Below are 17,043 nucleotides of genomic sequence, written 5' to 3'. Positions count from 1 at the left end.
TCCCACTGCGGCCCCGACGGCACTACAGCGCCAGCCGGTCCAGGACGACGTCGGCCAGCTCGTGCGCCACCCGGTCCGCCTCCGTCTGCGTCCCGGCCTCGACCATGACCCGGACGAGGTCCTCGGTGCCCGACGAGCGCAGCAGCACCCGGCCCGTGCTGCCCAGCACGGCCTCCGCCTCGCGCACCGCGTCCAGCAGCGACTCGTCCGACGACGCGCGGCGCTTGTCGACGCCCGGCACGTTCACGAGAGTCTGCGGCAGCCGCCGGACGACCCCGGCGAGGTCGGCGATCGTCGTCCCCGTCGCCGCGACCCGCGCGGCCAGCTGCAGCGCGGTGAGGACACCGTCGCCGGTGGTCGCGTGCGCGGCCATGATGATGTGCCCCGACTGCTCGCCGCCGAGGGAGTAGCCGCCCGCCCGCATCGCCTCGAGCACGTACCGGTCGCCGACCGCGGTGTCGATCGTCGCGATCCCCGCCTCGGTCATCGCGATCTTGAGGCCGAGGTTGCTCATGACGGTGGTGACCAGCGTGTCGGCCACCAGGTCGCCGCGGTCGCGCATCGCGATCGCCAGGATCCCCATGATCTGGTCGCCGTCCACCAGCGCACCGGACGCGTCGACGGCGAGGCACCGGTCGGCGTCCCCGTCGAACGCGACGCCGAGGTCGGCCTCGGAGGCCACGACCGCGGCCTGCAGCTGCTCGGGGTGCGTCGAGCCGCACTTCTCGTTGATGTTGCGGCCGTCGGGCGAGGCGTTGATGACGACGACATCGGCGCCGGCTGCCCGCAGGGACGCGGGACCGACCTCGCTCGCCGCGCCGTTCGCGCAGTCGACCGCGATGCGCAGACCCGTCAGCGGCACGTCGATGGTGCCGACGAGGTGCTCGATGTACTGCTCGCCGGCACGGCCGGTGTCGACGCGGATGCGGCCGACGTCCCCGCCGAGCGGGCGCTCCCAGCTCTCACCCATGCGCGCCTCGATGGCGGCCTCGAGCTCGTCGTCGAGCTTGTGCCCGCCCTTGGCCAGGAACTTGATGCCGTTGTCGGGCATCGGGTTGTGCGAGGCCGACAGGACGACCCCGATGTCGACGCCGAGCTCGGCGGTCAAGAAGGCCACGGCGGGCGTCGGCAGCACGCCGACGTTGTTGACGTCCACGCCCGCCGAGGCGAGGCCGGCGGACACGGCAGCGGCGAGGAACTCCCCCGAGGCGCGGCTGTCCCGCCCGACGATCGCCCGGGGCCGGTGCCCCTCGAACTCCCCCAGCGAGCCGAGCACGTGCGCGGCCGCCACCGAGAGGTCGAGCGCGAGCTCAGCAGTGACGTCCCGGTTGGCGAGCCCACGCACGCCGTCGGTCCCGAACAGTCGACCCATGGTCAGGCTCCTTCGTCCTTGCGGGGCGCGGCAGCCGTGGCGCGCCCCCCGTCGTGCTCGATGTCGATGGTTGCAGACATGCCGATGGCCCCGCTGGTCGAGAGACCGGCAGGGCCATCGGGCCGAAGCGCGACGATCAGCGCTTCGAGTACTGCGGAGCCTTACGGGCCTTCTTGAGGCCGGCCTTCTTGCGCTCCACGACGCGGGCGTCGCGGGTCAGGAAGCCGGCCTTCTTCAGGGCCGGGCGGTTGTGCTCCTCGTCGATCGCGTTCAGCGCACGGGCGATGCCCAGGCGCAGCGCGCCGGCCTGGCCGCTCACGCCACCGCCGGTGATGCGGGCGACGACGTCGAAACGGCCCTCGACGTCGACCAGCTTGAACGGGGAGTTCACGAGCTGCTGGTGCACCTTGTTCGGGAAGTAGTCCTCGAGCGTGCGCCCGTTGACCTTCCACTGACCGGTGCCGGGGACCAGGCGCACGCGCGCGATGGCCTCCTTGCGACGGCCGAGCGCGTTCGCCGGTGCCGTGATGCTCTGACCGCGGCCCGTGGGGGCAGCCGTCTCGGAGGTGTAGCTGGTGGGGGTGTCATCGCCCTCGAGGTCGATGTCGACCGTGGTCTCTGCCACTGGTGTCCTCGCGTCCTTGTTCTCTGTACTCAGCCGGCTCACGCCTGCTGAGAGACCTGGGTGATCTCGAAGGGCTTCGGCTGCTGCGCCGCGTGCGGGTGCTCGGCACCGGCGTAGACCTTGAGCTTGGTGAGCTGCTGGCGCGCGAGCGAGCTCTTGGGGAGCATGCCGCGGACAGCCTTCTCGATCGCGCGCTCGGGGTGCTTCTCCAGGAGGTCGGAGTAGGCCACGGCCCGCAGGCCACCCGGGTACCCGGAGTGGCGGTACGCGAGCTTGTTCTCGCGCTTGTTGCCGGTCAGTGCCACCTTGCTCGCGTTGATGACGATGACGAAGTCACCGCCGTCGACGTGGGGAGCAAAGGTTGCCTTGTGCTTGCCGCGCAGCAACGTGGCCACATGTGTGGCCAGGCGACCCAGGACGACATCGTTCGCGTCGATGATGTGCCAGGTCCGCTCGACGTCGCCGGGCTTCGGGGTGTACGTGCGCACGGTCGTCAGCCTTCGTTTCGTTGCGAATCTTGTCGCGGCGGGACTCCGCAGGGTGCGGGTCCGCCGATGAATGCTCTCGTCGGCATCCAGGCGGCGAGCGGGAACGCACCGGCCCTGCCGTCCTGGCTCGGTGCTGGGTGCTGAGAAGGCACCAGCAGCCGCCGGGACGGGGACGCACAACGACTCACAAGATTACCTGGCGGCGGACCGAGGGGTCAAAACGCGGAACTCCGACGCCGGGCCCCGCTTCCGTCAGCCGCGGTCGGCGACCGCCGTGCGGCCCGCGGTCGACGGCGGGCCGTGCCGGCGCACCGGTCGCAGCGCCGCGGACGCTGCGCGCACGACGCGCTCCGTGAGGTCGTCGAGCGTCGGGGTCCGCAGCGCCCAGTGCTGCCAGTAAAGCGGGACGTCCAGGGAGCGCCCGGCCCGGATCTCGACGAGCGCGCCGGCGGCGATCAACGGGGCGGCCGCGACCTCGGGCACCATCCCCCAGCCGAGCCCCGCCTGGACCAGCCCCACGAACGCCGACTGCGACGGCACGTAGTGGACGTGCGGTGTCACCGTGCGACGCCCCACGACCGACGCCACGAAGCGTTCCTGCAGGCCATCCTCCCGGTTGAACGCCAGCAACGGCGCCGCCGCGAAGGCCTCCGCCCCCAGCCCGTCCGCGAACCAGCGGTCCCGGCGGTCCGGTGCCGCGACGGCGAGGTACCGCATCGCGCCCAGCCGCCGGACCCGACAGCCCTGCACGGCGCGCGGGTCCGCGGTGACCGCCGCCATCACGGTGCCGTCGCGCAGCAGGTCCGCGGACAGCTCCTGGTCCTCGCGCCGCAGGTCCAGCAGGACGTCCGCGGGGAGGTCCGCGACGGCCGCCGGGAACCACGTGGACATCGAGTCGTCGTTGACCGCGACGGGCAGCCGTCGCTTCGACGGTGCGGCGCGCGACGCACCCGGTGCGGGCACCAGCTGCGCCATCGCATCGCGTCCGAGCAGCTCCTGCTGGCCGGCCAGCCGCACCAGGACCTCACCGTCGTCGGTGGGTCTGCACGGCCGCGTCCGGAGCACCAGCACGCGTCCCACCTGCTGTTCCAGCGCCTTGATGCGCTGGCTCACCGCCGACGGAGTGACGTGCAGACGCTGCGCGGCGGCGTCGAAGCTGCCCTCGTGCACGACGGCGGCGAGGGCGCTGAGCTGATCCGAGTCGAAGGCCACATGAATGATCCTAATGCTTCGCCAGGATCATGAACTGGACTACAGATGGACCCGGCGCCTAGCGTCGTCGTCATGCCCGCCGCTGCCCTCTCGGGCTACCTCACCGCGCTGTCCCTCATCGTCGCCATCGGTGCCCAGAACGCCTTCGTGCTGCGCCAGGGCATCCGGCGAGAGCACGTGCTGCCCGTCGTCGCGGTCTGCGCCGTCGCGGACGCGCTGCTGATCGCCGCCGGGATCGCCGGGCTCGGCGCGCTCGTCACCGAGAACCCCGCCGTCCTGACCGTCACCCGGTACGCGGGTGCCGCCTTCCTCCTCGTGCTCGCCGTCGGTGCGGCGCGTCGGGCACGACGGCCCGAGCGCCTCGACCCCGCGACGGAGGGGCCGGCCTCGCTCGGGGCCGTCCTCACCACGTGCCTCGCGCTGACGTTCCTCAACCCGCACGTCTACCTGGACACCGTCGTGCTGCTGGGCTCGCTGGCCCACCAGCACGACCCCGGCGCGTGGGTGTTCGGCGCCGGGGCCGTGCTCGCGAGCATCACGTGGTTCACCGCCCTCGGGTTCGGCGCCACCTACCTGCGCCCCGTCTTCGCCCGGCCGCGCGCCTGGCAGGTGCTCGACATCGTCATCGCGGTCGTCATGGCGACGCTCGCCGTCACGCTGCTGCTCTGAGCAGGCCGACGCCTCAGCGCACCCGGTCCACGCGCCCGGCGTCCCAGACGGGCTCGGGCGTCTCGACGACCTCCCCGTCCGCGCCGAACACGAGGAACCGGTCGAACGTCCGGGTGAACCAGCGGTCGTGCGTGACCGCCAGGACCGTGCCCTCGAAGGCCGCGAGCCCGGTCTCCAACGCCTCGGCGGAGTGCAGGTCCAGGTTGTCGGTGGGCTCGTCGAGAAGCAGCAGCGTCGCTCCCCCGAGCTCGAGCAGGAGGATCTGCAGACGCGCCTGCTGCCCGCCGGACAGCGTCTCGTACCGCTGCTCGGCCGCGGCGACCAGCTCGTACCGGTCGAGCGCCTTGCTGGCCTGCTCGCGTCCCAGACCGGCGCGGTGCCCCTCGCCCCGGTGCAGGATCTCCAGCAGCGTCCGGCCGACGAGCTCCGGGTGGCCGTGGTTCTGCGCGAACCAGCCGGGCCGGACCCGCGGGCCGAGGACGACCCGTCCGGTGTGCTTGACGGGCGCGACCGGAAGGTCGTCGGCGGGCGCGTGCTCGGGGCTCGGGTCGCTGCCGCCGGCCGCGAGCAACCGCAGGAAGTGCGACTTGCCGGAACCGTTGGAGCCCAGCACCGCGACGCGCTCGCCGAACCAGACCTCGAGGTCGAAGGGCTTCATGAGGCCCGTGAGCTCCAGGTCGCTCGCCACGACCGCGCGCTTGGCGGTCCGACCGCCGCGCAGCCGGACCTTGACGTTCTGCTCGCGCGCCAGCAGCGTCGGCGGCCCCGCCTCCTCGAACTTGCGCAGGCGCGTCTGCGCCGCGGAGTACCGCGACGCCAGCCCGTCGTTGAAGGCGGCCTTCGTCTTGAGGGTGAGCACCAGCTCCTTGAGCTTCGCGTGCTCCTCCTCCCACCGTCGCAGCAGCTCCTCCAGCCGCGAGCGCCGGTCCTCGCGGGCCTGGTGGTACGTGGCGAAGCCGCCGCCGTGCACCCACACGGCTGCACCGTTGACTCCAGGCTCGAGCGTCGCCACCTGGGTGGCCACCCGGGCGAGCATCTCGCGGTCGTGGCTGACGAAGAGCACGGTCTTGCTCGACGCCCGCAGCTTGTCCTCGAGCCAGCGCTTCGTCGGCACGTCCAGGGCGTTGTCGGGCTCGTCGAGCAGCAGCACCTCGTCCGGGCCGCGCAGCAGCGCCTCGAGCACCAGCCGCTTCTGCTCGCCCCCGGACAGCGTGCGGACCTCACGGTGCTGCGCGGCGTCGAACGGGATGGACAGCACGGCGTCGGTGACGCGGTCCCAGCCCGCCTCCGCCTCGTACCCACCGACGTCTGCCCAGTCGACCAGCGCCTGCGCGTACCGCATCTGCGCAGGCTCGTCGTCGACCTCCATGATGCCCAGCTCCGCCGCCGCCAGCTCGACCGCGGCGTCCCGGACGGCCGGCGAGGCGAGCGACGCCAGCAGGTCCCGGATCGAGCGGTCGTCGTCGATGCGGCCGATGTCCTGCCGCATGATGCCCAGCCCCCCGCTGCGCCCCACGGACCCCGCGTGCGGCGCCTCGTCCCCGGCGACGATCCGCAGCAGCGTCGTCTTGCCGGCCCCGTTGGGTCCGACGAGCGCGACGCGGGCGCCGTCACCGACCTGGAACGACACGTCGTCGAGGAGCGGACGGCCGTCGGGCAGGAAGTACCCGATGCCGCCGATGTCGAGGTGGCCCATGCGCCCAGTGTCCCTGGCCCGCCGTGCGCGAGGACAACGGATTGATCGTGGCGTTGGCCACGACCTCTGGCGCCGGGCCGCGCTCGGTGCGAGGGTCGGACGCATGAGTGACACACCTGCCACCAGCACCGATCCCGAGCTCGACAGCGAGGGCGACACCGACCAGCTCACGAGCGAGGACACCCTGCTCGACCGCGGTCTCGACGACGCGCTCGACGAGGGCTACACCGTCCCCGAGCGGCCCCGGTCGAACCACTACGGCGAGACGCCGTGGGAGGAGGCGCACCGGGAGACGATCGACCAGCGGATCGGTCAGGAGGAGCCCGAGATCTGGGAGGCGCGACCGCGTCCTGACCGCGACGAGTACCGCGCCGGTCGGTTGGTCGAGGACGACAACGCCGTCGAGGCCGGTGGGACCGACGGGTTCGCCATCGACGCGGGGATCTCCGGCGGTGCCGCGAGCGCCGAGGAGGCCGCCGTGCACCTCATCGAGGAGGAGTACGTCGACGACCGCCGCTACCGCGACGACGTCGACGAGGTCTGACCGCACCGCACCGCCCCGGCCGGCTCGCCCGGCCGGGGCGTCGTGCTGTCAGCCGCAGCAGCTCGCCGCGTGCTGCAGGTCGTCAGCGGCCCGCCGCGCCCTCGTCTGGACGGCCCGGGCGGCCAGCTCGTCGTCCGGCGGGTAGCCCACCTCCTCGAGGGTGAGCCCGTGGGCCGCGACGACGTGCACGCCCTCGCCACGGCGCCGGGCGGCGAGGAGCTCCGCCGGCCAGCCGGACCCACGACGTCCCTCCCCGACGGCCAGGCTCGCGCCGACCAGCGAGCGCACCATCGAGTGGCAGAACGCGTCCGCCTGCACCGTCGCCACCACCAGGCCGGCGTCGGGCCCGTCGACCGGGCGGGACCACGCGAACGCCTCGAGCGTCCTGATGGTCGTCGCGCCTGCCCGCGGCTTGCAGTACGACGCGAAGTCGTGGCGGCCGACGAGGGGCCGCGCCGCGGCCGCCATCGCGTCGACGTCGAGCCCTCGGCGGTGCCACAGGACGTGCGCGCGCGACAGCGGGTCGCGTCGCGCGCTGTCGTCGCAGATCCGGTAGGTGTAGCGGCGGCTCAGCGCGGAGAACCGGGCATCGAATCCCTCGGGCGCCCGCACGAGCGTGTGCACGACGAGGTCCGCCGGGAGGATCCCCCCGAGACGCGTGAGCAGGACCGCGTCGACCGGTCGCGTCGACCGGCCCCTGCTCTTCTCGATGAGGCCCGCAGGGATGTCGACGTGCGCCACCTGCCCGCGTGCGTGCACGCCGGAGTCCGTGCGACCGGCCACCGTCACGCGCGGCGGCCCGTCGGTCCGCAGGACGGTGCCCAGGGCGGCCTCCAGCACCCCCTGGACGGTCCGCAGACCCGGCTGGATCGCCCAGCCGGCGAACCCCGTGCCGTCGTACGCCAGCTCGAGCCGCAGCCGGACGGCCGGCTCCTGCTCCTGCGTCGGCGCACCCGTCGGCACGCCGTCCTTGCTCTCGCTCACGGGTCCACACGGTAGTCGGCCGGTGCGTCCCTCCGTGCGTCAGCGCCGACCACCCGCCGACCGTCGCCTACCGTGGTCCCGTGCCCGCCTCCGGCTCCGACCCGTTCACGCTCGCCGTCGACTGCGGCGGCGGGGGGATCAAGGCGTCGGTGCTCGACGCAGCCGGCACGCTGCACGCGCCGGCGGTCCGGGTGCCGACTCCCTACCCGCTCCCCCCGGAGCGCCTCGTCGCGACGATCGCGGACATCGCCGCCGACCTGCCGGCCGCCCACCGCGCGACCGTCGGGATGCCCGGGATGATCCGGCACGGGGTCGTCGTCGCCACCCCGCACTACGTGACCCGCTCCGGACCCCGGACCTCGATCGATCCCGCGCTGGTCGCCGCCTGGGCGGGCTGCGACATCCGCGCGGCGATCGAGACGCGCCTGGGCCTGCCCACCCTCGTCCTCAACGACGCCGAGGTGCACGGTGCCGGGGTGATCTCCGGGACCGGGGTGGAGCTGGTCCTCACGCTCGGCACCGGGCTCGGCACCGCGCTGTTCGACGGCGGCGTCCTTGCGCCGCACCTCGAGCTCTCGCACGCCCCCGTGCGCTGGGGCACCACCTACGACGCGTACGTCGGGCAGGTGGAGCGTGCGCGGCTCGGTGACGCGCTCTGGTCCCGACGGGTCCGCCGCGTCGTCGACGGCTTCCGGCCGGTGTTCGTGTGGGACCGGCTGTACCTCGGCGGCGGGAACGCGCGTCAGGTCACCGCGACGACGCTCGCGCGGCTCGGCGACGACGTCGTGGTCGTCCCGAACCAGGCCGGCATCGTCGGCGGCGTCCGGGCGTGGTCCTTGGCGCGCTGACCCCGACCGCCGGTCAGCCCTGTCGCCGACCGCCTGCGTCCGTCGACGCGGCCACCGCCTGCGACCTCGCCTCGACCTCGTCCAGCGCCTCGAGCAGGACACGCGTGAACCGCGCCGGCTGGACCAGGCTCACCAGGTGCGTCGCCCGCGGCACCACGACCAGCCGCCCGTCCCGGCACGCGGCCAGGAACTGCCGCTCCTCGCCGCGGAAGTGGTCGAACGCGCCGTTGACCAGCCACACCGGCGCCTCGACCCGCGCCAGGTCCGCCAGCGGTGTGGCGATCGACATCTCGGCCAGGACCTCGTTCGTGGCGTCGAGCGCGAAGCCACCGGCGCCGACGTCGGCCGCGCCGACGGGGGGCAGTGCGAGGTCCACGAAGAACTGGTTGAGGCGCGCTCCTCTGTCCGACAACCGCGCGATCCCCCGGGCACCGAACGACCACCCCGCCAGCAGGACCCTGTGGGGGCGCGTCGAGCAGGACGCGGCGATCAGCCCGGCCACCTGCTGCGGGTGGCGTGCTGCGTGCCGGATCGCCACGTACCCGCCGAGGGAGAGGCCCACGACGAACGCCCGCCCACCGAGCTCGTCGATCGCGTCCGCCACCGTGCCCACGGCCGCGTCCAGCGTGAACGGCTCACCGATCCGGGTGCCGTGGCCGGGCAGGTCCACCGCGACCGCGCGGCGCCCCACCCGCTCCAGCGCCTCGACCTGCGCCCGCCACATCGTGCGGGAGGTGCGCAGCCCGTGCACGAGGACGACCGGCATGCTCATGCCTCCGACTCTAGGCTCGCTCGTCGACCGTCGCCCCGTGCACGAGGGAGCGGGACCGGGACGACGGAAGGCCCGGGACCAGCGGGTCCCGGGCCTTCTCGACGTGCTGTCGGATCACGCCTTGTCGGCGTCGTCCTTCGACTCGGCGGGCGCGTCCTCGGCGGGCGCGTCCTCGACGGGGGCGTCCTCGACGGCGGCGTCCTCGACGGGCGCGTCCTCGACCGGCTTGTCCTCGACCGCGTCGGCCTTCTTCGCCTTGGGCGCGGCCTTCGAGGTGGCCTTGGTGGCCTCCTTCACGACGGCCTGCTTCGGGGAGAGCGGCTCGAGCACGAGCTCGATGACGGCCATGGGGGCGTTGTCGCCCTTGCGGGGGCCGATCTTCGTGATGCGCGTGTAGCCACCCTGACGCTCGGCGACAGCCGGGGCGATCTCGGTGAACAGCGCGTGCACGACGGACTTGTCCTTGACGACGGTCATCACGCGGCGGCGGGCGTGCAGGTCTCCACGCTTGGCGAACGTGATGAGGCGCTCGGCGAGCGGACGCAGGCGCTTGGCCTTCGTCTCGGTCGTCGTGATGCGCTTGTGCTCGAACAGCGACGTCGCGAGGTTCGCGAGGATCAGCCGCTCGTGCGCCGGTCCGCCACCGAGCCGGGGACCCTTGGTGGGCGTAGGCATGGTTATTACTCCTTGAGTTCCAGTGATGGGCTGGAGACGGGCCGGTGTGGAGCGGCCCGTCTACGTCCCCGGCGTCAGTACTGCTCGTCCTCGACGAAGTCGCCCTCGTCGTCGCCGTAGTAGGCGGTGGAGGACGGGTCGAAGTCGAGCGGGCTGTCCTTGAGCGTCAGGCCGAGCTCGGCGAGCTTCTCCTTGACCTCGGTGATGGACTTCGCACCGAAGTTGCGGATGTCCAGGAGGTCCGCCTCGGACCGGGCGACGAGCTCACCCACGGAGTGGATGCCCTCACGCTTGAGGCAGTTGTACGAGCGGATCGTGAGCTGCAGGTCCTCGATCGGCAGAGCGAGGTCCGCGGCGAGCGCAGCGTCGGTCGGCGACGGGCCGATCTCGATGCCCTCGGCCTCGATGTTCAGCTCGCGCGCCAGGCCGAACAGCTCGACGAGGGTCTTGCCGGCGGAGGCCAGCGCGTCACGCGGGCCGATCGCCGACTTGGTCTCGACGTCGACGACCAGCTTGTCGAAGTCCGTGCGCTGCTCGACACGCGTCGCCTCGACCTTGTAGGTCACCTTGAGGACCGGCGAGTAGATCGAGTCGACCGGGATACGGCCGATCTCGGTGTCGAACGACTTGTTCTGGTTCGCCGACACGTACCCACGACCGCGCTCGACGGTCAGCTCGATCTCGAGCTTGCCCTTGTCGTTGAGCGTGGCGAGGTGCAGGTCGGGGTTGTGCACCTCGACACCGGCCGGCGGCACGATGTCCGCGGCGCTGACCTCACCGGCGCCCTGCTTGCGCAGGTACATCACGACGGGCTCGTCGTTCTCCGAGGAGACGACCAGCTGCTTGATGTTGAGGATGATCTCGGTGACGTCCTCCTTGACGCCCGGCACGGTGGAGAACTCGTGCAGCACGCCGTCGATCCGGATGGACGTGACTGCGGCACCGGGGATGGAGGACAGCAGCGTCCGGCGGAGCGAGTTGCCGAGCGTGTAGCCGAAACCCGGCTCCAGCGGCTCGATGGAGAACCGCGACCGGTTCTCCGAGATGACCTCTTCGGTCAGGGTGGGGCGCTGTGCAATCAGCACGGTGTGTTTCCTCTCAGCGGGCGTCCGCCATATGACGCTGCGCAGTACTACGAGCCGACCTGGTCTCGGTCCACCTGGTCGACGTAAGGATGTCCGGGTCGGTGCGCGACACGCGGTCGCGCACCGACCCGTACGAGACCGACGGTCAGACGCGCCGGCGCTTCGGCGGACGGCAGCCGTTGTGCGCCTGGGGCGTCACGTCCTGGATCGAGCCGACCTCGAGCCCGGTCGCCTGCAGCGAGCGGATCGCGGTCTCACGGCCGGAGCCGGGGCCCTTGACGAAGACGTCGACCTTCTTCATGCCGTGCTCCTGGGCGCGACGAGCGGCCGCCTCGGCGGCGAGCTGCGCCGCGAAGGGGGTCGACTTGCGCGAGCCCTTGAAGCCCACCTGGCCCGACGAGGCCGACGCGATGACGGCGCCGGTCGGGTCGGTGATGGAGATGATCGTGTTGTTGAACGTGCTCTTGATGTGCGCCTGGCCGTGGGAGACGTTCTTCTTCTCCTTGCGGCGCGGCTTGCGCACGGCGGAACGGGTCTTGGGAGGCATTCTCTTCTTCTCTCGAGGTCTGATCGGCTTGCCCTGGCGCGAGGCGCCCGGGGCGGAGGGCTACTTGCGCCCGGCCTTCTTCTTGCCGGCGACGGTGCGCTTCGGGCCCTTGCGGGTACGCGCGTTGGTCTTGGTGCGCTGACCGCGCACCGGAAGGCCACGGCGGTGGCGCAGGCCCTCGTAGCAGCCGATCTCGACCTTGCGGCGGATGTCCGCAGCGACCTCACGGCGAAGGTCACCCTCGAGCTTGTAGCTCGTCTCGAGGAAGTCACGCAGCGCGACGAGCTCGGCGTCGCCGAGGTCCTTCACGCGCAGGTCCGGGCTGATGCCGGTCGCGGCCAGAGTTGCCTGGGCGCGGGTACGGCCGACCCCGTAGATGTAGGTGAGCGCGATCTCGAGCCGCTTCTCGCGGGGGAGGTCGACGCCGATAAGACGTGCCATGTGCCTGGTGGCTCCTGAACTGCTTCGGAGGTCTGCCGCACTGCCCTCCCGCGTGCTGCGGGCCCCGGCCTCCGACCGAGGGTGCACCGGCGGATGACCGCCGGAGTGGCTGTGCGCTTGCTGGCCCCTCGAGAGAAGTCTCTCTGCGGAGCCGGTGGTGCTGGTCGAGCTGCTGGTCCGACGGACCGGCGTCAGGGCATCAGCCCTGGCGCTGCTTGTGGCGCAGGTTCTCGCAGATCACCTGGACGCGACCGTGCCGGCGGATCACCTTGCACTTGTCGCAGATCTTCTTGACGCTGGGCTTGACCTTCATCGCGTGTTCCTCCGCCGCCGCTCTGCTCCCGGGTCAGGCCCGAGGTGTGACGGCGTGTTCGAGTGGCTGTTACTTGTAGCGGTAGACGATCCGGCCACGGGACAGGTCGTACGGGCTCAGCTCGACCACCACCCGGTCCTCGGGGAGGATCCGGATGTAGTGCTGTCGCATCTTGCCCGAGATGTGGGCGAGCACCTTGTGGCCGTTGGTGAGCTCCACGCGGAACATCGCGTTGGGCAGAGCCTCCACGACGCTGCCCTCGATCTCGATGACACCGTCCTTCTTCGCCATATCCTCCGCTAACTGTCGGTCCTGATGGATCAGCCCACCTCGGCGGCCCCCGCCCAGGAGTGGACGAGGTCGGCGTGGTGGGATCCTGCTGGGAACATCTGTGGGTACGTCGCGCCACGAGAACCGGGCGCACACCCAACGGACAATCTTACGCCATCAGGCCCACGGGACGAAACCATGCCGGGGCCGTCGGTCCGCCCGGGCCTGTGCCGTCCGACACAGTGCGACCGCACCCCGCCGGCACGACCGCCTCCGCGAGGCCGACGTGGCCCCGCGCCTGCACGATCGCGACCCTGCGCACGCGGCCCCGCCTCGCCCCGGGCCGGCAGCGGACGAGCGAAGGGCCGCCGTCGACTCGACGGCGGCCCTCCCCCGCTAGATCAGCCGGTGCTCAGTCAGCTCGTCGCGCGGTGACGGCGCAGCAGGAGCAGGGCGGCACCCGAGAGCACCAGGATCCCGCCCGCGAGCAGGCCGGGCAGCGGGGACGAGCCGGTGGCGGCGAGCGTCGCACCGCCCGTGCTCCCGTTGGCCAGGACCTCCGAGTAGAACGACGCGCTGGGGCTCGGCGTCGCGGCCAGGACCTCGGCCGTCGGGGTCGTCGTGGGAGCCGGGGTCGTGGTCGGCGCCGGAGCCGTCGCGCTCGGCGTCGGCGTCGGCTCGTCGTCCACCTCCGCGATCGGCGTCGGCGTCACCGACGGCGTCGGTGCCGGCGGCGTCACGGTCTGCGACGGGGTCGGCGTCGGGGTCTCGACCGGCGTGGGCGTCGGCGTCGACGTCTGAGTCGGCGTCGGCGTGGCGCTGGGCGTCTCCGTCGGGACCGGACCGCACGGCGGCACGTTCACCATCGCGGACAGGTCCCAGTGCTTGGCGGCGAAGATCGCACCCTTCGGGTTGTCCTTCGTGCGCCAGCCGATGAAGTCCTTCGGGTAGGACGGCGCCTTGTTCTCGGTGAAGACGGTCTCGTCACCCCACGCCTTGTCCTGCTGGACTCCCCACACGTCTCCACAGAGCGCCAGCTCGGCGGGCAGGGCTGCCGCGACCTCCTCGAGGGTGAGGTCGCGCCACGAGGCCCCGGGCCACGTGGCCACGAGGTACTGCTGGGTCGAGTTCTCCCAGGACGCGGGCTTGCTCGCGTCCTTCTTCAGGTACACGTACGCACCCGTGGTCTGCGGCTCAGCGGGCTTGGGCGGCGTCTTCGGACCGCCGCCGCCGTGGCCGCCGCCGTAGCCACCGGTGCTGGGGCGGTCGTGCGCCTGCGCCGCGCCGGCGCCGAGTCCGACGAGGAGGGCCGAGGTGAGGGCGAGGGCGCCGAGCAGACGCGCGCGCCGACGGCCGTGTCGGGGAGAGGTCGGGGAGGGAAGAACGCTGCGCTGCATGAGTCACCCATCACGTCGAGTGCAGGCGCGCGCTGACCACGCGACTGCCGGAGTCGGGTGCTCACACCCCTCACCGCGCGGACCAGACCGTGCGGGCCCCGAGGAGCACCCGTGGCGGATCGTTCACCGCCGGTCAGGACCGTATCCGACAAACCGGTCAACGCGCGTCCGATTCACCCGATCCCAGGCGATTTGTGGATAACTGGACACAAGTTCACCTGGTTGGACGTACTGCCGGGTAGCTCCGCCACTCAGCCGAGCGGCGCGACGGTGACACCGAGCGCACCGAGCTGCTCGACACCACCGTCGGCGGCGGTCAGCACCCAGATCCCGTCCTCCAGGACGGCGACCGTGTGCTCCCAGTGCGACGCGCGCGAGCCGTCGGACGTGACCACGGTCCAGTCGTCGTCGAGGATCTGCGTGAACCGCTGCCCGCGCACGATCATCGGTTCGACCGCCACGCACAGACCGGGACGGACGCGAGGGCCGCGGTCCCTGCTGCGGAAGTTCGGGACGTCGGGCGGCTGGTGCATGGCCGTGCCGATCCCGTGACCGACGTACTCCTCGACGAGGCCGTAGCGTGCACCGCCGTTCAGACCGGCCTCCTCGGCGGCGTCGACGACGTCCTCCACCGCCTCCCCCACCGCGCCGAGGCGCTCGGCGCCGGCGAGCGCCGCGATGCCGGACCACATGGCCCGCTCGGTCGTGGCTGCCAGGTCGACGTCGTCCGGCGCGGCACCGTCGAGGACCACCGTGATCGCGGAGTCGCCGTGCCACCCCTCGACGATCGCGCCGCAGTCGATCGAGACCACGTCGCCCGCCTCGAGCACCCGCGGCCCAGGGATCCCGTGCACGACCTCGTCGTTCACGGACACGCAGAGGGTCGCCGGGTAGCCGTGGTAGCCGAGGAAGGACGCCTTCGCGTCGTGGTCCCCGATGACCTCTGCCGCGACCGCGTCGAGCTGCCCCGTGGTGACGCCCGGCACCGCACGCTCACGGACCGCCGCAAGCGCCTCGGCGACCACCAGGCCGGCGCGGCGCATCAGCAGCACCTGCTCCGGCGTCTTGTACTCGATCCGTTCGCGCCCGAACACGTCAGCGCCCGCTGGTGGCGCCGATCGCCGCGGCCAGACGCTCGGTGACCGCGTCGACGTCGCCGATCCCGTCGACCTGCACGAGCAGGCCGCGCTCGGCGTAGACGTGCGCGATCGGGGCGGTCTCCTGGGCGTAGACGTCGAGCCGGTGACGGATGACGTCCTCGGTGTCGTCGTCGCGGCCCTCGATCTCGGCGCGCTTCAGCAGACGCTCGGCCACGACGTCCGGGTCCGCGGTGATCTCCACCGCCAGGTCGAGCGTCAGGCCGGCGTCGGCGAGGATCGCGTCGAGCTCGCCGACCTGCGCCACGTTGCGGGGGTACCCGTCGAGCAGGAAGCCGTCCGCGGCGTCGTCCTGCGCCAGCCGGTCGCGCACCATGTCGTTGGTGACCGAGTCCGGCACGAGCGCGCCGCGAGAGGTGTACTCCTGCACGGTGCGGCCGAGCGGGGTCCCGCCCTTGATGTTGGCGCGGAAGATGTCCCCGGTGGAGATGGCGGGCACCCCGAAGCGCTCGGCGAGGCGCGCGGCCTGGGTGCCCTTGCCCGCACCCGGAGGGCCGAGCAGGACGAGACGGGTGCTCAACGCAAGAACCCTTCGTAGTGCCGCTGCTGCAGCTGGGACTCGATCTGCTTGACGGTCTCGAGACCGACACCCACGACGATGAGGATCGAGGCCCCACCGAACGGGATGTTCGCGCCGACGCCCAGGACGATGAACGCGATGGTCGGGATCAGCGCCACGATCGCCAGGTAGATCGAGCCGGGCGCGGTGATCCGCGAGATGACGTAGTCGAGGTACTCGGCGGTCGGCCGCCCGGCACGGATGCCGGGGATGAAGCCGCCGTACTTCTTCATGTTGTCGGCGACCTCGTCCGGGTTGAACGTGATCGCGGTGTAGAAGTAGCAGAAGAAGATGATGAGGACGACGTAGATCGCCAGGTGCAGCGGGGCGCTGGGCGACGCCAGGTAGCGGGTGACCCACTGGACCCAGCCCGCCGCCGGGTCGCCGAACTGCGCGAGCAGGCCCGGCACCGCGAGCAGCGACGACGCGAAGATCACCGGGATGACACCGGCCATGTTGATCTTGATCGGGATGTAGGTGCTCGACCCGCCGTACATGCGGCGGCCGACCATCCGCTTGGCGTACTGGACCGGCACGCGGCGCTGCGACTGCTCGACGAAGACGACCAGCGCGATGACCAGGACGACGATCGCCATGACTACGATGAACTTCGAGATGCCGTTGTCGCCACCGGCGATGGACCACATGGCACCGGGGAAGCTCGCCGCGATCGACGTGAAGATGAGCAGCGACATGCCGTTGCCGACGCCGCGCTCCGTGATGAGCTCGCCGAGCCACATGATCAGGCCGGTACCGGCCGTCATGGTGATGACCATGAGCAGGAGCGTCTGCCAGGAGTCGTTCGGGATGACCTCGACGGTGCAGCCGGCGAACAGCTGACCGCTGCGCGCGACCGTGATGATCGTCGTCGACTGCAGGACCGCGAGGCCGATCGTCAGGTACCGCGTGTACTGCGTCAACTTGGCGGTGCCGGACTGGCCCTCCTTGTGCAGCTCCTCGAACCGAGGGATGACCACCCGGAGCAGCTGCACGATGATGCTCGCCGTGATGTACGGCATGATCCCGAGCGCGAACACCGAGAGCTGGAGCAGTGCTCCGCCGCTGAACAGGTTCACCAGCCCGAGCAGGTCGTTGCCCTGCGACTGCTCGATACACGTCTGCACGTTCGGGTACGACACACCCGGCGTCGGCAAGAACGAGCCGACACGGAAGAGCACCATGATCCCGATGGTGAAGAGCAGCTTGCGCCGCAGGTCGGGCGTCCGGAACGCCCGCACGAATGCGCCTAGCACCTGGTCCTCCTGGGCCGCCGGAGCGGCATCTCGTACGACCGGGCCATTCCGGCCGTGCAGCCCGCGACGAGTCGCGAGCACCGGGGCACCCTAACTGATGCCCGCCGACATACGGAACGGGACCGGTGGGTAACTA

At 71.7% G+C, this 17,043-nt stretch carries 20 protein-coding genes; 3 read left to right on the top strand and 17 right to left on the bottom strand.

Features of this window, described 5'->3' with window-relative positions:
- Window positions 1-22: 22 nt before the first annotated feature.
- From glmM to CXY01_RS13500, 4 genes are all read right to left on the bottom strand, one after another.
- Complete coding sequence (gene glmM / locus CXY01_RS13515; RefSeq protein ID WP_146927942.1) at window positions 23-1,372, bottom strand: phosphoglucosamine mutase; 1,350 nt, start codon at window positions 1,370-1,372, stop codon at window positions 23-25.
- A gap of 136 nt (window positions 1,373-1,508) precedes the next feature.
- Window positions 1,509-1,997, bottom strand: a complete 489-nt coding sequence (gene rpsI / locus CXY01_RS13510) for a 30S ribosomal protein S9 (RefSeq protein ID WP_056088985.1) — start codon at window positions 1,995-1,997, stop codon at window positions 1,509-1,511.
- Window positions 1,998-2,035: 38 nt separating this feature from the next.
- Entirely contained in the window at window positions 2,036-2,485 is a 450-nt protein-coding gene (gene rplM / locus CXY01_RS13505; RefSeq protein WP_055912203.1) for a 50S ribosomal protein L13, read from the bottom strand.
- Between the two features lie 252 nt (window positions 2,486-2,737).
- The gene (locus CXY01_RS13500; protein ID WP_146927941.1) at window positions 2,738-3,697 is read right to left on the bottom strand and encodes a LysR family transcriptional regulator ArgP; all 960 of its coding nucleotides are present in this window, start codon (window positions 3,695-3,697) and stop codon (window positions 2,738-2,740) included.
- Between the two features lie 72 nt (window positions 3,698-3,769).
- Between CXY01_RS13500 and CXY01_RS13495 the strand changes: the two genes are divergently transcribed.
- Window positions 3,770-4,366, top strand: coding sequence for a LysE/ArgO family amino acid transporter (locus tag CXY01_RS13495; protein WP_146927940.1), 597 nt, complete (start codon window positions 3,770-3,772; stop codon window positions 4,364-4,366).
- A 13-nt stretch (window positions 4,367-4,379) separates the two neighbouring features.
- Here the strand turns inward: CXY01_RS13495 and CXY01_RS13490 are convergent, their stop codons facing one another.
- Window positions 4,380-6,062, bottom strand: a complete 1,683-nt coding sequence (locus CXY01_RS13490) for an ABC-F family ATP-binding cassette domain-containing protein (protein ID WP_146927939.1) — start codon at window positions 6,060-6,062, stop codon at window positions 4,380-4,382.
- Window positions 6,063-6,165: 103 nt separating this feature from the next.
- Here CXY01_RS13490 and CXY01_RS13485 point away from each other — a divergent pair, with 103 nt between their 5' ends.
- A complete protein-coding gene (locus CXY01_RS13485; protein ID WP_146927938.1) occupies window positions 6,166-6,606 on the top strand; it encodes a DUF5709 domain-containing protein in 441 nt (146 codons plus the stop codon).
- A 48-nt stretch (window positions 6,607-6,654) separates the two neighbouring features.
- On the opposite strand, the gene truA is transcribed toward CXY01_RS13485, so the two are convergent.
- Window positions 6,655-7,590 carry a tRNA pseudouridine(38-40) synthase TruA gene (gene truA / locus CXY01_RS13480; protein WP_246125332.1) on the bottom strand — a complete coding sequence of 312 codons (936 nt, stop codon included), beginning with the start codon at window positions 7,588-7,590 and terminating at the stop codon, window positions 6,655-6,657.
- A gap of 80 nt (window positions 7,591-7,670) precedes the next feature.
- On the opposite strand from truA, the gene CXY01_RS13475 reads away from it, so the two are divergent.
- The gene (locus tag CXY01_RS13475) at window positions 7,671-8,438 is read left to right on the top strand and encodes an ROK family protein (RefSeq protein WP_146927937.1); all 768 of its coding nucleotides are present in this window, start codon (window positions 7,671-7,673) and stop codon (window positions 8,436-8,438) included.
- 13 nt (window positions 8,439-8,451) lie between these two features.
- Here CXY01_RS13475 and CXY01_RS13470 read toward each other — a convergent pair whose 3' ends face one another.
- From CXY01_RS13470 to secY, 11 genes are all read right to left on the bottom strand, one after another.
- Entirely contained in the window at window positions 8,452-9,210 is a 759-nt protein-coding gene (locus CXY01_RS13470; protein WP_146927936.1) for an alpha/beta fold hydrolase, read from the bottom strand.
- Window positions 9,211-9,324: 114 nt separating this feature from the next.
- The gene (rplQ, locus tag CXY01_RS13465) at window positions 9,325-9,885 is read right to left on the bottom strand and encodes a 50S ribosomal protein L17 (protein WP_146927935.1); all 561 of its coding nucleotides are present in this window, start codon (window positions 9,883-9,885) and stop codon (window positions 9,325-9,327) included.
- A 74-nt stretch (window positions 9,886-9,959) separates the two neighbouring features.
- The gene (locus CXY01_RS13460) at window positions 9,960-10,970 is read right to left on the bottom strand and encodes a DNA-directed RNA polymerase subunit alpha (protein ID WP_146927934.1); all 1,011 of its coding nucleotides are present in this window, start codon (window positions 10,968-10,970) and stop codon (window positions 9,960-9,962) included.
- Window positions 10,971-11,115: 145 nt separating this feature from the next.
- Window positions 11,116-11,517, bottom strand: a complete 402-nt coding sequence (gene rpsK / locus CXY01_RS13455) for a 30S ribosomal protein S11 (RefSeq protein ID WP_055912186.1) — start codon at window positions 11,515-11,517, stop codon at window positions 11,116-11,118.
- A 60-nt stretch (window positions 11,518-11,577) separates the two neighbouring features.
- Window positions 11,578-11,958, bottom strand: coding sequence for a 30S ribosomal protein S13 (gene rpsM, locus CXY01_RS13450; protein WP_056023447.1), 381 nt, complete (start codon window positions 11,956-11,958; stop codon window positions 11,578-11,580).
- A gap of 199 nt (window positions 11,959-12,157) precedes the next feature.
- Window positions 12,158-12,271 carry a 50S ribosomal protein L36 gene (gene rpmJ, locus CXY01_RS13445; protein ID WP_013117849.1) on the bottom strand — a complete coding sequence of 38 codons (114 nt, stop codon included), beginning with the start codon at window positions 12,269-12,271 and terminating at the stop codon, window positions 12,158-12,160.
- Window positions 12,272-12,340: 69 nt separating this feature from the next.
- Window positions 12,341-12,562 carry a translation initiation factor IF-1 gene (gene infA / locus CXY01_RS13440; protein ID WP_013770189.1) on the bottom strand — a complete coding sequence of 74 codons (222 nt, stop codon included), beginning with the start codon at window positions 12,560-12,562 and terminating at the stop codon, window positions 12,341-12,343.
- A gap of 395 nt (window positions 12,563-12,957) precedes the next feature.
- Window positions 12,958-13,938 (bottom strand): LPXTG cell wall anchor domain-containing protein, encoded by a 981-nt coding sequence (locus CXY01_RS13435; protein WP_146927933.1) that lies wholly within the window; start codon window positions 13,936-13,938, stop codon window positions 12,958-12,960.
- A gap of 251 nt (window positions 13,939-14,189) precedes the next feature.
- Window positions 14,190-15,032 carry a type I methionyl aminopeptidase gene (gene map, locus CXY01_RS13430; RefSeq protein WP_146927932.1) on the bottom strand — a complete coding sequence of 281 codons (843 nt, stop codon included), beginning with the start codon at window positions 15,030-15,032 and terminating at the stop codon, window positions 14,190-14,192.
- Between the two features lies 1 nt (window position 15,033).
- A complete protein-coding gene (locus CXY01_RS13425; protein ID WP_146927931.1) occupies window positions 15,034-15,615 on the bottom strand; it encodes an adenylate kinase in 582 nt (193 codons plus the stop codon).
- Window positions 15,612-16,907 carry a preprotein translocase subunit SecY gene (secY, locus tag CXY01_RS13420; RefSeq protein ID WP_146927930.1) on the bottom strand — a complete coding sequence of 432 codons (1,296 nt, stop codon included), beginning with the start codon at window positions 16,905-16,907 and terminating at the stop codon, window positions 15,612-15,614. Before secY ends, CXY01_RS13425 begins: the two co-directional genes overlap by 4 nt.
- Window positions 16,908-17,043 lie beyond the last annotated feature (136 nt).

It is taken from the genome of Cellulomonas xylanilytica (genome assembly GCF_007989805.1).
In the GTDB taxonomy this organism is placed as follows: Bacteria; Actinomycetota; Actinomycetes; order Actinomycetales; family Cellulomonadaceae; genus Cellulomonas; species Cellulomonas xylanilytica.
Note: the sequence above shows the minus strand (reverse complement) of the source record. Positions and strands in the feature narration are given on the sequence as shown.

Bases quoted from the DNA above. Each gene is read 5' to 3' on its own strand.
- rpsK (WP_055912186.1), bottom strand. From the start codon at position 11,517: ATGCCTCCCAAGACCCGTTCCGCCGTGCGCAAGCCGCGCCGCAAGGAG.
- rplQ (WP_146927935.1), bottom strand. From the start codon at position 9,885: ATGCCTACGCCCACCAAGGGTCCCCGGCTCGGTGGCGGACCGGCGCAC.
- rpsM (WP_056023447.1), bottom strand. From the start codon at position 11,958: ATGGCACGTCTTATCGGCGTCGACCTCCCCCGCGAGAAGCGGCTCGAG.
- CXY01_RS13485 (WP_146927938.1), top strand. From the start codon at position 6,166: ATGAGTGACACACCTGCCACCAGCACCGATCCCGAGCTCGACAGCGAG.
- glmM (WP_146927942.1), bottom strand. From the start codon at position 1,372: ATGGGTCGACTGTTCGGGACCGACGGCGTGCGTGGGCTCGCCAACCGG.
- CXY01_RS13495 (WP_146927940.1), top strand. From the start codon at position 3,770: ATGCCCGCCGCTGCCCTCTCGGGCTACCTCACCGCGCTGTCCCTCATC.
- CXY01_RS13490 (WP_146927939.1), bottom strand. From the start codon at position 6,062: ATGGGCCACCTCGACATCGGCGGCATCGGGTACTTCCTGCCCGACGGC.
- CXY01_RS13470 (WP_146927936.1), bottom strand. From the start codon at position 9,210: ATGAGCATGCCGGTCGTCCTCGTGCACGGGCTGCGCACCTCCCGCACG.
- infA (WP_013770189.1), bottom strand. From the start codon at position 12,562: ATGGCGAAGAAGGACGGTGTCATCGAGATCGAGGGCAGCGTCGTGGAG.
- rpmJ (WP_013117849.1), bottom strand. From the start codon at position 12,271: ATGAAGGTCAAGCCCAGCGTCAAGAAGATCTGCGACAAGTGCAAGGTG.
- CXY01_RS13435 (WP_146927933.1), bottom strand. From the start codon at position 13,938: ATGCAGCGCAGCGTTCTTCCCTCCCCGACCTCTCCCCGACACGGCCGT.